The following is a 14,213-nucleotide window of genomic DNA, read 5'->3' as shown; positions in this document are numbered from 1 at the left end:
CCGTCCATCATGAAGCGCGAGCATGTCAACCCGTTGGGTCGATCATGGCCGAACGGGCTCCCTGAGCCGCCTCCACACCCAGGAGAACCCCCCATGCATGCACGCATTTGGACGGTCCGTACCACCGCGACCGCCGCCGCCCTGACCTTCGTCGCAGCCCTGCCTGTCGCCACCGCCCACGCGGACACCGCGGCCACGACGACAACCGCCGTACGGACGCAGAGCGTCGACTACTACACCTGGCTGCGCGACGTCGCCGCCGTCGTCGCCGAGGCCCGCCCCTACATCGAACAGCGCACGGCCGACCCGTCCGGAGAGAAGCAGGCGATCGTCCTCGACATCGACAACACCTCGCTGGAGACGCACTTCCACCCGTTCTGGGAGCTGCCCACCCCGGCCATCGCCCAGATGCGCGACCTCGCCCGCTACGCCGACTCCCGCGGCGTCGCCGTCTTCTTCGTCACCGCGCGCCCCGGCATCATCCACTCCCTCACCGACTGGAACCTGAAGAAGACCGGCTACCCGGTCGACGGCCTGTACGTGCGCGACCTGCCCGACCTCTTCGACGAGGTCAGCGCCTACAAGACCGAGAAGCGCGCCGAGATCGAGGCCAAGGGCTACACGATCATCGCCAACATCGGCAACAACACGACCGATCTGGTCGGCGGCCACGCCGAGCGGACGTTCAAACTCCCCGACTACGACGGCCAGTTGTCCTAGGCGGAGCCCGTAAGCGCGGGTGGCGCGGTGGCCGGTCCCCCGGCCGCCGCGCCACCCGTGGCCCTGACGGAACGCAGGCTCAGCCCATGTCCCGGCTGATCGGCCTCGGATTGGCCTGATCCGGCCCTTCCGCGGCCGCCCCGGCGGGTGGAGGAATCCACACCGGCCGCCCCTCGCCGTCGGGCACCCCGACGACCCGCCGCTCCGTCCTCGACTTCGGGCCTCTCATCAACGCGGCGAAGGCGAAGGGGCCGGCCGATCACGCGGCGGAGGCGATCGAGCGCGGAGCCGTACCTCTCACCGGGGATCGCTGACCGACGGTCGCTTCCTGCCCGGTCAGGACACCTCCACCTACCTCCCCCGGGTCACCCTCCGGGCCCGGCGCCGTCCTCCCCGCTGCACCACACCGAAGCCTTCCGCGCGGTCGACACGATCGTCCTCGTCGGCACGGAGGCGGAGCTGCCCGCTGCGATGAACGCCTCGGGCGGCGCGCTCGTCGCGACACTCTCCACGGGCGACCCGGCGACCTTCGAACGCCTCGCCCCGCAGATCCGGGCCTTCAAGTCCGGTCAGGGCCACCCCCGTTCACGCGGCGACCGCGGCGCGCCCTTCGGCGGGCACGGCGCCTCATGGCGCGGCGCGTTCGTCGGAGGCGAGCTGCTGGTGCGGGTCGTGACGGAAGGATGGGCGGGGGAGCGGCTGCCGGGCAACTTCCCGGAGTGCCCCTGAACGCCTGACAGTCTTTCAGCGGAGTCCGGAGCGGTCTTACTCCGTTCGCACGCTCCGCATCGCCGCAAGTCGCCGCGGGGCATCCACGGCGGCGACCTGCGGTGACGTCGAGGGGGGAGCGGATCCTGCATCTGACTGGGTGACAGATCGGGCGGCACCTCGAATTGCGGTGATCACGGACTGTCGGTTGCCTCGTGTCCGGAGCACAAGAGAGGCGCCGCGCAGACAGGCCGGACACTGCTCCATTGGAGGAAGACATGCTCATCGCACGTGCCGGTCTCAAGGTCGCCCTGGTCATCGGCGCCCTCGCACTCTCCGCCCCGGCCGCTTCGGCCGCTGAAGGTGAGGGGGACATCAGTATCAGCCCGCGAAACGCATCCCCGGGCAGCACGGTCACCGTCAGTACCACCGCCTGCGGCAAGGAGACCTACGGCAAGGGCGAGTCGGAGGCGGGCGGGCAGTTCCACCTCTTCGAGGGTGACAAGGGCGAGCTGGTGGGCGAGTTCAAGATCCCTGAGGACGGCGGGTCCGGCAGCGACACGGTCACCCTGAAGTGCCCCCCGCGGACCAAGGTCACCGGTACGTACGAGATCGCCGATCGCCCCAGCGGCTCCGTCGATGCCGGCTTCGGTGCCGCCGACGGCAAGGCCGCCCAGCTTGCGCTCGGCGGTGTGCTGCTCACCGGAGCCGCCGTCGGCTCGGTGGCCAGGATGCGCCGCCGTGCCGGCAGCGTGCGGATCTGACCGTCGTCCTCCCCGCCGCCCCCGGCCACCGCACAGGTGCCGGGGGCGTGGAGGGTCGCCCCACCCGCTGCCGAGCAAAGGCAGGCCCCATGCGCAACGGCCACCGGACCAGCACCACTGACGAGCCGCAGCCCTGCGTCCCCTCGCTCAAGGTGCTCGCCTGTGCCCTGTTCGCGGGAACGGTGCTGGTGGTCAACGCGGTGCGTGACGAGTACCCACCTCAGCCCTCACCCGCTCAGGCCTGGTCCTCCTCCGCACAGCCCGCTTCCCGCGGCGCGCCCGAGCCCCCTGCTGTGCGGCCGCTGCCCCCGTCCGATCCCGTCCGGCTTCTGATCCCCGCCGTCGGGGTGAATGCCCCCATGACCCGGCTGGGGTTGGACGGCAAAGGCGCGCTACGGCCACCGCCCGTCGACGAACCCGGCCTGGCCGGCTGGTACGGCGACGGCACTGCTCCCGGCGCGGCGGGGACCGCCGTTGCGGCGGGGCACGTGGACACGCCCGTCGGCCGCGCTGTCTTCTACCCGCTCGGCGCACTGACCAAGGGCGACACCATCGAGGTCGTGAGGGAGGACCGGCGCACGGCCGTCTTCACCGTCGACGCCGTGGAGGTCTACGACAAGACGGCGTTCCCCGACGACAAGGTCTACGGCACTTCGGACCGGGCCGAACTGAGGGTGATCACCTGCGGCGGCGGCTACTCCAGCAAGACCGGCTACGAGGGCAACATCGTCGTCTACGCGACACTGAGCGCGGTGCGGTAGCTGCTGCCGTCGCGCACGCCACCGTCCGCGCGAGCCGGCCGCTCATCCGATGCCCTGGCGGTCGGGAGTGAGCGCGAACGCACGCTCGGCCGCCTCCGACACGCCCCGCTCCACCGCCTGCACCAGCAACGCACGGTGCCTCTCCAGCGGCTCGCGCCGCTCGGCCGGCACCAACCGCAGCAGATCGTCGAACGCGGCCATCAGCCGCCGGGAGACCTGCGGGTCGCCGACCGCATGGCCCCGGATCTCCGTGAATCCCAGGTCGACCAGATCCCCCCACCCGGGGCCGTCCTGCATCAGGCGCACCACACCGTCGCGGTCGCGGTGGTGCACGGAGCCCAGAGGCCGGTGCGCGGCCGCGGCGAGGAACTGCACGATTCGGTCGAGGCACTGAACGGCGGTGGTCGGATCGTTCACGGCCGGCGACAGCGCCCGCAGACCGATGTCGGACAGCTGCCGCAGCCCGAACCCGAGATCCTGATGGAACGTCCGTTCCACTCCGACGGACACCGAGGACTGCAGTACCTGCCGTACCGGCAGGTCCTTCCGGCCATCGTTCCGGCGACTGTGCACGGCGATCACCGGCGTCCCCGGTACCACGAAGTCCCCGATCCGCGGAACGAGCCGCAGCACCACGTCTTTGCGCCGGGCGGCCCGTACGAGCCGGGCCACATGAACGTCCCGCAGGGTGCCCGACCGACCGCGGTGCAGGACCGTCGCCACCTCGTCCGGCAGCGGCGCCTCGTCCGAGAGCTGCACCGGTGTCCGCTCCAGCACCCGGAACGACTCCTTCGTCACCCGCTCCACCACGGGCCCGACCTTCATCAGCTGCAGCGTCTGAGTCACATAGGCGATGAAGAGCAGCAGGCTGAGACCCACCAGCAGCAGTGTCAGCGCGCTCTGCACCAGCGGCACGGAGGCGACCTTCGCGGGGTCCTGCTCGCTGTCGTACGAGGTCAGCACCAGCAGCGAGAGCAGGAACGTCGCCAGGAACACCGAGAACGTGGCCTTGCTGATCCGGCTCCGGGTGAAGATCCTCACGATGCGGGGGCTGAAGTTGCCCGCCGCCATCTGCACCGCGACCAGCGAGATGCTGAACACGACACCGATGAACGTCATCATGGCGGCAGCGATCGTGGTCACGATGATCTTGGCGTCCTCGGCCCATGAGATCAGCGTGCGCACGGCGTCGTGGTCCCGACTGTCCTGCAGAGCCTGCAGCAGCGCCGTGTCGAGCGCGTCGGCCGCCACCCACAGCGCGAGGACGAGAACGAGCGCCACGGTGGGGGCGAACCAGAAGGTGTCCCGCAGATGTTCGCGCAGCGGAGAGAGCGGCCGGGGCTGTCGGTAGGTGCGAAGGCTCACCCGGCCGACGGTATCCTCACGCACCGCATCCGCACGGATACACGCTGTGCCGCAGTGCTTCCGGCCCCCGGGAGCCTGCCTGACCACGCAATATGCGGGTGAGAGGCACCTCGAACCCCTGGTATTGTTGTCCATGTCGCCACGGGAGACCGGGGCCGACCACCGGTCCGGGTGGCGGAATGGCAGACGCGCTAGCTTGAGGTGCTAGTGCCCTTTATCGGGCGTGGGGGTTCAAGTCCCCCCTCGGACACTCGCCGGGACGATACGGATGCGAGGGCCTCGACCTTACGGTCGCGGTCCTCGTGGCATTTTCGTAGCCGATTGTGATGCCCAGAGCTTCGTGGAGCGCGGCTCTTGCGCTGGGATCGGTGCTCTGGAGAAGCTGCGAGACCTCTCCGAGGTCCCTACGACTGCTGGTCACGATGTGCTGCTCCCTGAATCTTCAAAGGCTGCGGTGTCTTCGGCAGCCGGGGAAGGCGTTCTGTCGCCCTCGTGATTGTTTCTCGGGCCGCCTCGGCGCGGGACCACGCGCGGTCGCTGTCCGTGGGCGGCGCGGTGAGCCTCTGCAGGGGCTCGGGCGGGAGTTCCAGGCCTCCCAGCGCACCGGCTGCGAGTGGTACCGGAGCCTCGCGGCGATGCTGAGCGCAGCTCTCCTCCGCTGTTCCGCCGTCTCGTCGTCCCCATGGAGGAGGGCTCGGGAGCGCCGGGAGGCCGGTCCGGGAACGGAACCCGGCCGTGACTGGCCGCAGGACTGGCGCCTGCTGGCGAGGCTGCAGGCCAACGACGCCAAGGCCGTCGCCGAAGAGTGGACCGACCTCCTGCCGCCGACGCAGAAGCTCCTCGACGCTCTGCGTGAGGTGCGGCGGACCGGAGAGGTCCCGGACGACCTCGTCGCCGACGAGCGGCAGTGGGTCCTCCTGGAGCGGATCAACCCCAGCGTGCGCAGCGCGAGCAACAAGAGGTTCAACGGCTGGATCGGCGTGCGAACCGTGATCAGAGCCGTGCGGCAGATGCATCGTGCCCTCCTCGCCCCCTCGGTCTCGAAGCGTGAGGTCAGGATCACCGCAGCCGAGTACACCGAGGCGATGACCCGCTCATCACCCGCGCCCTGGAGGCGGTCCAGCAGGCCCTGGAAGACCTGGCCATTGCCCCGGACATCGACTCCGTTCTGATGATCGGCGGCACCTCACAGATCCCTCAGGTGCGTCACGCGCTGGGCGAGCTCCTCGGCCACGACCGCATCGTCGACAGCGGCCTGTGTCGACCCATGACCGCCGTCGCCCGAGGCGCGGCCATCTACGCTGCCTCCCTCGACGGCGAACTCGGCGACGACAGCGACTTCTCCCTCGTGACCAGCGGCGACCTGGGCCCAGCCGTGAGCACGGGCGAAGAGAAGGGCTTCCGCGCCATCATCCGACGCAACGCCACGCTCCTCGCGGAGGGTTCGGCCAACTTCTACCCGGACACGCCGCGCGCTTCCATGGGATGGAGCCCAGCATCTCGCCGAGAGTACGGAGGTTGATGCCATCCTCACGCTCGAGGGCGTACAGCACCCGCAGTTGAGAGGTCGAGACCGGCAACGACGCCGTGTCCCTGCAGCGCTCCCACACAACCTCCAGCACTTCGACGACGTCACACGCCGCCCGGGCGGCTTCGTAGGGGCGGCGCGGGGGTGAGGCGGGTTTCGTGTCCATGGCAGGCAGACTCCGGGGCGGACCTACTCGTGTCGGGCAGCGGAGCGAGCAACACCGGCGGTTGTGCGACACCCCCGGTAACCCATCCCTCGGGCACTCGTGCGTGCCGCGGCACCGGGGTGGGTCCGGCCACCCCCCACCTGTGCGCCACCCGTGGATTTCTTCACGGGTGGTTCATGACAATCGCGACTGTTGCGAGCGCCCGAGCCGTGAAAACGTCTGAGCGTCACCGGCCGAAGGAGTGCGATGAACAAGGGGTACGCCGTCTTCTGCGACGCGAACCGGCAGTTCTACGATGCTCCGCACCGGTCGCACGAGGAAGGAAGCGGTTCCGCCGCCTTCTACCGGACCGTGAGGCGCGAGCTTCCGCAGGGCTGGCAGCGCCACCGGTCAGGCGACTGGCTGGCGTTCCGACCGCTCGACAGTGCACTGCCCAGCCAAGGATGGAAGATCCACGTGTCCGTCTGCCTGGACAACGCGGAGAAGGTGCTTGCCCGGGTCTGGGACTACTGCGTCCCTCGATCCATCGCCTTCAAGTGCATGCCGAGCCGGTACCTGCTGCACACCCGCAACGCCAAATACGCCGACCGCGCCGCCAGTGGGAAGTTCCTCACCGTCTACCCCGCCGACGCCGACCAGTGCCGTACTGTTGCGGAAGACCTGGACCGTCTGCTCGGAGGCGAGCCCGGGCCGTACATACTCAGCGACTTGCGCTGGGGCGCGGGGCCGGTCCATGTGCGCTACGGCAGCTTCACGGAGCGGCACTGTTACGACGACCGGGGTGAGCTGTGCCCCGCGGTCGAGGACGACCATGGACGACTCGTTCCCGACCGGAGGGACCCGACGTTCCACGTCCCGGACTGGGTGACCCTCCCCGCGTTTCTCGAACCGCATCTGGCTGCCCGCTCCGCCACCACGCTCAACGACATCCCGTACCGGTTCGAGCGAGCTCTGCATTTCTCCAACGGCGGCGGCGTGTTCGTCGGCCGGGACCTGCGCACCGATGAGCAAGTGGTCCTGAAGGAGGCCCGGCCACACGCGGGCCTGGCCGCGGACGAGGCCGACGCGGTGACCCGGCTGGAGCGCGAGAGGGATGCGCTGCGGCGGCTGTCCGGGCTCGGCTGCACCCCCGAGGTGCTTGACTGGTTCACCCTGGGCGAGCACTCCTTCCTCGTCATGGAGTTCATCGAGGGCCGGCCGCTCAACAGCTTCTTCGCACACCGGCACCCGCTGATCGAAGCGGATCCCAGCCCGGAGAGGCTCGCCGAGTACACCGAGTGGGCCATGCGGGTGCACCGCCTGGTGGAGGACGCCGTATCGGCGATCCACGCGCGGGGAGTGGCCTTCAACGATCTGCACCTTTTCAACATCATGCTGTCCGAGGACGAACGCTCGGTGGTGCTGCTGGACTTCGAGGCCGCCGCTGTCGATGACGTGAACCGGCGTCAGGTGATCGCCAACCCCGGATTCGTCGCACCTGCCGACCGCAGGGGCTTCGACGTCGACCGCTACGCCCTGGCCTGCCTGCGCCTGGCCCTGTTCCTGCCCCTCACCAGTCTGTTCGCCGTGGACCGGGCGAAAGCCGCGCATGTGGCGGAGATCGCCGCCGAGCAGTTCCCGGTGCCCCGCGCCTTCCTCCGGGAAGCGGTCGACGAGATTCTGCGCGGCCATCGTGGCACGGAGACACCGGAAGGTCGGCCCCGTGGCGCGGTGGGCCCCTACTTACCCGTGGAGCTCGACGACTGGCCACGCAGCCGGGACTCCATGGTCCGAGCGATCCTGGCCTCCGCCTCTCCGGAACGGGAAGATCGTTTCTTCCCCGGAGACATAGCCCAGTTCGCGCCCGTGGGCGGCGCCTGCTTCGCCTACGGGGCGGCCGGCGTCCTCTACGCCCTGGCCGAAGCAGGCGCCGAACCGGCTCCGGAGGCGCAGGAGTGGCTGCTGAGAGCCGCGAAGACGCCTGCTTCCGGCAGCCCACTCGGTTTCTACGACGGCCTGTCCGGCATCGCCTGGGTCCTGGACCGGCTCGGGCACCGCGAACGCGCCCTGGACCTGGTCGACACGATCACCTCCCAGAGCTGGGAGGACATGGCCCCCGACCTGCACAGCGGACTGGCCGGACTCGGCCTGGCCCTCGATTCCCTGGCCACTTCCACGGGCGAGAGTGCCCTTCGTGCCCACGCACTCCGGTGCGCCCGGCTCGTGGCCGACAAGGCCGGCGATCCCTCATCCGGGCCGGCCGGCGCCGGGGCCCCGCGGGCCGGACTCCTCCACGGAGCCACCGGAACGGCGCTGCTCCACCTGCGCCTGTACGAGGCGACCGGCGACCACGCCCTGCTGGACCTGGCCGCCGACGCACTGCGCCGGGACCTGGCCCGTTGTGTACGAGGCGTGGGAGGAGCCCTCCAGCTCGACGAGGGCTGGCGGACCATGCCCTACCTGGGCGCCGGCAGCGTCGGCATCGGCATGGTGCTCGACGACTACCTCGTCCACCGCGCCGACGAAGAGTTCGAGAAGGCCAGGGGCGAGATCGTGCAAGCGGCGCAGGCCAAGTTCTACGCCCAGCCCGGCCTGTTCCGCGGTGCCGCCGGCATGGTCCTGCACCTGAGCCGCACCACGACCGGAGGCCCGGGCACCCACGCCGCCGATCTGCGCCGTCAGATCGACTCACTCTCGTGGGGCGCGGTCCCCTACCAGGGGCATCTCGCCTTCGCCGGCGAGCAGATGATGCGCCTGTCCATGGACCTCAGCACCGGCACAGCCGGCTGCCTGCTCGCGCTGGGCAGCGCGCTGCACGACCAGCCCGTGCACCTGCCCTTCCTCCCGCCGCCACAGCGGCCCTGAAACCGGTCCCCCCGACTCGGGGGGACCTGAGCAAGATCCGTCCCCATGAAGGAGAGGAACACCACCATGGCACTTCTCGACCTGCAGACGATGGAAACCCCCAAGTCCGAGGCCACCGGCGAGCTCGCGACCGGCGGCAGCCGCGCGAGCCTGCTGCTCTGCGGTGACAGCAGCCTGAGCGTCACCACCTGTAACTGACGCGTGTTCACCACAGGACTTCGGCTCTGTGGTGACACCGGCGCAGCGGTCCCGGGCGAGCAGCTTCGCCCGGGACCGAGGCGTTACCGGCCCGCATCTCTTCGACGGAGGCGAGGACTGCACCCCCATGGCCCCGACGCCCCGGCCCGCCCCTCCCCGGAACGCAGCGCAACTCCCGCCCCTCGCCGACGCTTCCGGCGTGCTGGCCGGTACGGCACGGCACAGCGCGAGCCGTATATTCGCCCTCTTCCTGTTCAGCGCGGCATCAGCCGCCGCGGCCGTCGCGCTGCCCGCCGCGCTCGGGCGAACACTCGACCTGCTGCTCGAAGACGCCGCAGGGGTGGAGCGGGCCCTCGTACTGTGCGCCGTCCTGGTCGCCGCCGAGGTCCTCTTCGACGCCCTGGAGGCGCTGGTCGGTGGCGCGACCAGCGCCCGCACCACCGCCTGGCTGCGCCGCTGCGGAGCCGACCACCTCCTCTCCGTCGCGCCGCACCGGGCCGCCGACCGCTTCACCCCGGGCGACCTGGTGACCCGGCTGACCGGCAACGCCGCCGAGGCGGGCACGGCGCCCACCACGGCGGCCATCGGTCTGGCCTCGGTCCTCGTCCCGGTCGGTGGTCTGATCTGTCTGGCGCTCATCGACCTCTGGCTGGTCGTTGTCTTCCTCGCCGGGATCCCCCTGCTGGCACTGTTGTTGCGGGGCTTCGCACGCGGGTCCTCCCACAGCGTCTCCCAGTACCAGCGCGTGCAGGCGGACATTGCCGGCCGCCTCCTCGAGGCCCTCGGCGGTGCGCGTACCGTCGCCGCGGCCGGGACCGCCGAGCGTGAACTCGCCCGCGTGCTGGCGCCGCTGTCCGAGCTGTCCGCGCAGGGGCGGCGCATGTGGCAGGTCTACGGACGCGCATCGGTCGGCAGCGGGATTCTGGTGCCCCTGCTCACCACGATGGTCCTGGCCGTCGGCGGGGTGCGGCTGGCCGGCGGAAGCCTGTCCGTGGGCGACCTGCTTGCGGCCTCCCGCTACGCCGCCCTCGCCGCCGGCCTGGGCGCGGTGGTCGGACAGCTCAACTCCCTCCTGCGCAGCCGCGCCGCGGCCCGCCGCATTGCCGACATGCTCGCCCTTCCCGCCGTACGCCATGGAGGGCGTCCACTGCCCGCCGACGGTCCCGGGCGCGTCGAGCTGCGATCGGTCACCGTCAGCCGGGGCGGTGCTCCCGTGCTTCGCGGGGTGGATCTGGTCGTGCCCGGTGGCACGACGATGGCCGTCGTCGGGCGCTCCGGCGCGGGCAAGTCCACTCTCGCCGCCATCGCCGGACGGCTGGCCGACCCGGACGACGGGGTGGTGCTGCTGGACGGCGTACCGCTGACCGAGGCCGATCCGTCGGAGCTGCGCCGGGAGGTCGGCTACGCCTTCGAACGGCCGGTCCTGTTCGGCGAAACGGTCGGAGCAGCCATCGGGTTCGGACAGTACGAGCCCACAGCGGGCGAGATCGGGGCCTCCGCCCGGGCGGCGGGGGCCGACACGTTCGTCCGGCTTCTGCCCGGCGGGTACGCGGCGCCGCTGACCGACGCACCCCTGTCAGGCGGAGAACTGCAACGGCTCGGGCTGGCAAGGGCCTTCGCCCACGCCGGCCGATTGCTGATCCTCGACGATGCCACCTCCAGCCTCGACAGCATCACCGAACTCCACGTCGGCCGGGCACTCGTACACGACGTCCGGACCGGTACCCGGCTGCTGATCGCTCACCGTGTCTCCTCGGCGGCGCGTGCCGACCTGGTCGCATGGGTCGAAGACGGCCGCGTCCGCGCGGTGGGCCCGCACGCAAGCCTGTGGGAAGAGCCCGACTACCGCGCCGTGTTCGCGGACACCGTCCGGGACACGGGCGGGAGTTGATGACGATGACGGGCTCACGGCTCCTTCCGCAGGCCTTGCGCTTCCTCGGCCGCCGCAAACGCGTGCTGCTGAAGCTCACTGGCTGGTCTCTGTTGGAATCGGCCCATACCTTCCTCGGCGGATACGGCGTGGCGATGGCGCTGGACCGGGGCTTTCTCGCCGGCCGTACCGGCACCGGGCTGGCGTGGCTGGCGGTGGCCGCGCTGGCCGTCGTCATCGGGGGCCTGGCCACCGGCGGTGTCTTCCGAGGGCTGGCCGACCTCGTCGAACCACTGCGGGACGGCCTGGTGCGCCGGGTGGTGACACGCTCGCTGGACGAGGCATTGGCCGAACCGGCGCTCGCCGCTGACAGCGCGGTGGTCTCCCGGCTGACCAACCAGACGGAGATCGCACGGGACAGCTTCGCGGGGCTGGTGCTCGTGGCCCGGTCCTTCGTCTTCACCTCGGTCGGGGCGCTCTTCGGTCTTGCTGCGCTCTCTCCCGCCCTGCTGGTGGTCGTGGTGCCACCACTGGTGACAGGGCTGCTTCTCTTTCTGGCCACGCTGGCGCCGATGGCCGCCCGACAACACGACTTCCTCTGTGCCGACGAGGCTCTGGCGGCACAGTTCGGATCGGTGGCTCAGGGGCTGCGCGATGTGGTGGCCTGCGGCGCCGGGGCACCCATGGCGGCACGGACCCACGTGCTGATCGAACAGGAGGCCAAGGCGGCACGGTCCCTGGCCCGGTGGGCGAGTGCCCGCTCCCTTTCACTCGGCGTGGCCGGACACCTTCCGGTGGTCCTGCTGCTGGTCGCCGCCCCCTGGCTGCGGCGTCAGGGCGTCACGGCGGGCGCTCTGCTCGGCGCGCTGACGTATCTGACGCAGGCTCTGCTGCCCGCCCTGCACCACCTGATGAGCACACTTGGCGCGGCCGGCACCAGGCTCCTCGTGGTCCTCGGCCGGCTGTCCCGCGTGCCGGGTCCTCGCTTGGCCGTACCGTCGCCCGCGGGCACCCCCGAGCGACCGGCGCAGGCACCGGCACACCCGGACGTACCGCGGGTCGAACTGCGTGCGGTGACCTTCGCCTACGGCGCGGCGGCGCAGCCCGTGCTACGCGGCCTGGAAGTGACGATCGAGCCCGGCGAGCACCTCGCCGTGGTGGGCCCCAGCGGCATCGGCAAGTCCACGCTGACCTGCCTGCTCGCCGGCCTGCTCGAACCGGACGAGGGCGAGGTGCGGCTCCACGGCCGGCCGGCGCACGCGCAAGCCGGTCGTGGAGCCGCCCCCTCCCGGCTGCGCGTGCTCATCCCGCAGCAGGCTTACGTCTTCACCGGCAGCTTGTACGAGAACCTGCTCTACCTGTGCCCGGACGGAGCTCCGCGGTCGGCGGTGGAAGCCTCGTCGGAGGCGGTCGGCCTCGGCACCCTCGTGCACCGGCTCGGCGGGTTCGACGCGCAGGTCGAACCCGCGGCCCTGTCGCACGGCGAAAGGCAGCTCATCGCGCTCGCACGGGCGCATGTCTCACCCGCGCCGCTCGTCATCCTGGACGAGGCCACCTGCCACCTCGATCCGGCGGCCGAGGCCCGGGCAGAACAGGCCTTCGCCGAGCGGCCCGGGACGCTGATCGTGGTTGCCCACCGGATCAGTTCGGCTCGGCGTGCCGACCGGATACTGGTGCTCGACGGCCTCACGGCCGCGTGCGGGAGCCATCAGGAACTGATCGACCGGTCCCCGCTGTACCGTGACCTGGTGGGACGCTGGCACGCCGAGAAGAACTGAGACTGCCCGCCTACACCCAACCCGCCCCGTTCGAAATGCGTACGGCGTCCGCCCAGTTACGGGCGTTGGTCTTGCGGATGATTGCGGACATGTAGTTCCGCACGGTTCCCTTGCTCAGTCGCAGGGTACCGGCGGTCTCAGGGACGGACGCGCCCTCCGCAGCGAGCGCCAGCACGCTCAGCTCACGTGGAGTCAGCTTCATATCGGCCGCCTGGACGAGGTCCGGAGCGAGCGAGGCGTCGACGTACCGCTTCCCGGCCGCCACAAGTCTGATCGCGTTCAGCAACAGGGTCGGCGAGGCGTCCTTGTTCACGAAACCCAGCGCCCTGGCCTGGGCGGCACGGCGCAGCACGCCGGGCCGGCACGAGGTGGCCAGGACGAGCAGTTCGCATCTCTGTCCCGTTGGATGGTCCGGTAACCGGGAGAAACCGGGACAGTCCGCGTCCACCACGCAGAGGTCGGGCTGCAGCGAGTGAGCCTGGTCAGGGGCGCTCTCCCAGCAGGCGGACGACGCCTCGATGCCCTCCGCAGAATCCAGCAGCGCGGTCAGGGCCGAACGCATAAGCCATGTGTCGTGCACCAGTAACACCCGGATCATGTTCGCCTCACTTCGACAGGAAGTACCGGAACGTGCGCCGCGCCAGGCCGACGCCTACCCGGCTCGAAGGGAGCGATGGCTCGACTTTCGGCCAGCTGTAGGTTGCCGTTCGTCCGAGCGGCGGGACCGGCCTCCACCGGGCGACGTCAGCTTTCCCTCCGGTCCGAGGGCTTCCACCGCGTGGCAGGATTCGACGGGCGGCTCAGGGCGCGGGGCACGCCGTCCGGTCCTCGGCCGGTCCTCCGTGCGGCCGTCCGGTGCGGCCCGGCACCTGGCCCCACAACGATTCACCGTCATCGCCGGTGATCCCGGGCTCCTGCCGGCGACGCAATCGGTGCCCGTGGGCGGCGTTCAGCTCCCCGGCGAGCAGACAGGCGGTCCGTCGGGCGCGGGACGGGTCGGCGCACAGCCGACCCCGGTGAGCCGGCGCGCCCCGATCGAACTCGAAGTCGGGCCAGCCCAGGTCGCCCGTAGGGCAGTACCAGATACCCAAGTCCCGCTCTACAGCACGCGCCTCCATCTCCGCGTCCAACTCCGACGCCACACGGCCTATCAAACGGATCCCCTCGCAGGTGACCTGGGGACCACACAGCCCATCGACGAGCACGCAGGTCAAGCCCACGCCTTCGACGAAGTAGCACTTCACGGCAGGTCGATGCTTGTCCGACGCAGCCCTGCGGAACTGGACACGCCACTGAGCGCGCTGTGGGTTCCAACGATCGATCTCGCGCTCCTCGGCAGCAAAGCCATGCCCCGACGTGATCGTGACCGCTGGAAACAGATCGCGACACGGGTCACACCGCCAGGAACCCGGCAGAAGCCGGCCGTCGGGGCGCCGAACCGTCAGCAACGTCGAGCGCTCCAGGCCCCAAGCGCGTACCGCCGGTCGGGCATGGGTCGATGCCCGGCGGGC

The 14,213-nt window shown here is 70.6% G+C and carries 12 protein-coding genes, 1 tRNA gene and 2 pseudogenes; 11 read left to right on the top strand and 4 right to left on the bottom strand.

Annotation, left to right across the window (positions count from 1 at the left end; translation table 11 throughout):
- Positions 1 to 93: 93 nt before the first annotated feature.
- The 4 genes and pseudogenes from IE198_RS02265 to IE198_RS02250 all read left to right on the top strand — a co-directional run bounded on the left by IE198_RS02265 (position 94) and on the right by IE198_RS02250 (position 2,953).
- Positions 94 to 720, top strand: a complete 627-nt coding sequence (locus tag IE198_RS02265) for an HAD family acid phosphatase (RefSeq protein ID WP_189882006.1) — start codon at positions 94 to 96, stop codon at positions 718 to 720.
- 169 nt (positions 721 to 889) lie between these two features.
- Positions 890 to 1,449, top strand: a pseudogene (locus IE198_RS02260) (aldehyde dehydrogenase family protein); the annotation flags it as partial.
- Positions 1,450 to 1,706: 257 nt separating this feature from the next.
- Complete coding sequence (locus tag IE198_RS02255; protein WP_189882005.1) at positions 1,707 to 2,192, top strand: sortase; 486 nt, start codon at positions 1,707 to 1,709, stop codon at positions 2,190 to 2,192.
- An 89-nt stretch (positions 2,193 to 2,281) separates the two neighbouring features.
- On the top strand, positions 2,282 to 2,953 hold the full coding sequence (locus tag IE198_RS02250; RefSeq protein ID WP_189882003.1) for a class F sortase: 672 nt from the start codon (positions 2,282 to 2,284) through the stop codon (positions 2,951 to 2,953).
- 42 nt (positions 2,954 to 2,995) lie between these two features.
- Here IE198_RS02250 and IE198_RS02245 read toward each other — a convergent pair whose 3' ends face one another.
- Complete coding sequence (locus IE198_RS02245; protein ID WP_189882002.1) at positions 2,996 to 4,318, bottom strand: DUF2254 domain-containing protein; 1,323 nt, start codon at positions 4,316 to 4,318, stop codon at positions 2,996 to 2,998.
- Between the two features lie 165 nt (positions 4,319 to 4,483).
- Between IE198_RS02245 and IE198_RS02240 the strand changes: the two genes are divergently transcribed.
- The 3 genes from IE198_RS02240 (at position 4,484) to IE198_RS02230 (ending at position 5,840) form a co-directional block, all read left to right on the top strand.
- Positions 4,484 to 4,568, top strand: a tRNA-Leu gene (locus IE198_RS02240).
- A gap of 385 nt (positions 4,569 to 4,953) precedes the next feature.
- Entirely contained in the window at positions 4,954 to 5,490 is a 537-nt protein-coding gene (locus tag IE198_RS02235) for a hypothetical protein (RefSeq protein ID WP_189882001.1), read from the top strand.
- A complete protein-coding gene (locus IE198_RS02230) occupies positions 5,415 to 5,840 on the top strand; it encodes an Hsp70 family protein (protein WP_189882790.1) in 426 nt (141 codons plus the stop codon). Before IE198_RS02235 ends, IE198_RS02230 begins: the two co-directional genes overlap by 76 nt.
- Here the strand turns inward: IE198_RS02230 and IE198_RS34905 are convergent.
- A pseudogene (locus tag IE198_RS34905) lies at positions 5,800 to 6,012 on the bottom strand (MarR family transcriptional regulator); the annotation flags it as partial. The gene IE198_RS02230 and the pseudogene IE198_RS34905 overlap by 41 nt on opposite strands.
- 246 nt (positions 6,013 to 6,258) lie before the next feature.
- On the opposite strand from IE198_RS34905, the gene lanKC reads away from it, so the two are divergent.
- From lanKC to IE198_RS02210, 4 genes are all read left to right on the top strand, one after another.
- Positions 6,259 to 8,856 (top strand): class III lanthionine synthetase LanKC, encoded by a 2,598-nt coding sequence (gene lanKC / locus IE198_RS02225; protein ID WP_189882000.1) that lies wholly within the window; start codon positions 6,259 to 6,261, stop codon positions 8,854 to 8,856.
- A gap of 66 nt (positions 8,857 to 8,922) precedes the next feature.
- Positions 8,923 to 9,054 carry a SapB/AmfS family lanthipeptide gene (locus IE198_RS02220; protein WP_100111498.1) on the top strand — a complete coding sequence of 44 codons (132 nt, stop codon included), beginning with the start codon at positions 8,923 to 8,925 and terminating at the stop codon, positions 9,052 to 9,054.
- 127 nt (positions 9,055 to 9,181) lie between these two features.
- Entirely contained in the window at positions 9,182 to 10,945 is a 1,764-nt protein-coding gene (locus tag IE198_RS02215; RefSeq protein WP_189881999.1) for an ABC transporter ATP-binding protein, read from the top strand.
- Positions 10,945 to 12,702, top strand: coding sequence for an ATP-binding cassette domain-containing protein (locus IE198_RS02210; protein WP_189881998.1), 1,758 nt, complete (start codon positions 10,945 to 10,947; stop codon positions 12,700 to 12,702). Before IE198_RS02215 ends, IE198_RS02210 begins: the two co-directional genes overlap by 1 nt.
- 10 nt (positions 12,703 to 12,712) lie before the next feature.
- On the opposite strand, the gene IE198_RS02205 is transcribed toward IE198_RS02210, so the two are convergent.
- Entirely contained in the window at positions 12,713 to 13,300 is a 588-nt protein-coding gene (locus tag IE198_RS02205; protein WP_189881997.1) for a response regulator transcription factor, read from the bottom strand.
- A gap of 202 nt (positions 13,301 to 13,502) precedes the next feature.
- Entirely contained in the window at positions 13,503 to 13,844 is a 342-nt protein-coding gene (locus IE198_RS02200) for a hypothetical protein (protein ID WP_189881996.1), read from the bottom strand.
- Positions 13,845 to 14,213 lie beyond the last annotated feature (369 nt).

Origin of the sequence: Streptomyces xantholiticus, assembly GCF_014651015.1 — a bacterium.
Classification (GTDB): Bacteria; Actinomycetota; Actinomycetes; order Streptomycetales; family Streptomycetaceae; genus Streptomyces; species Streptomyces xantholiticus.
Note: the sequence above shows the minus strand (reverse complement) of the source record. Positions and strands in the feature narration are given on the sequence as shown.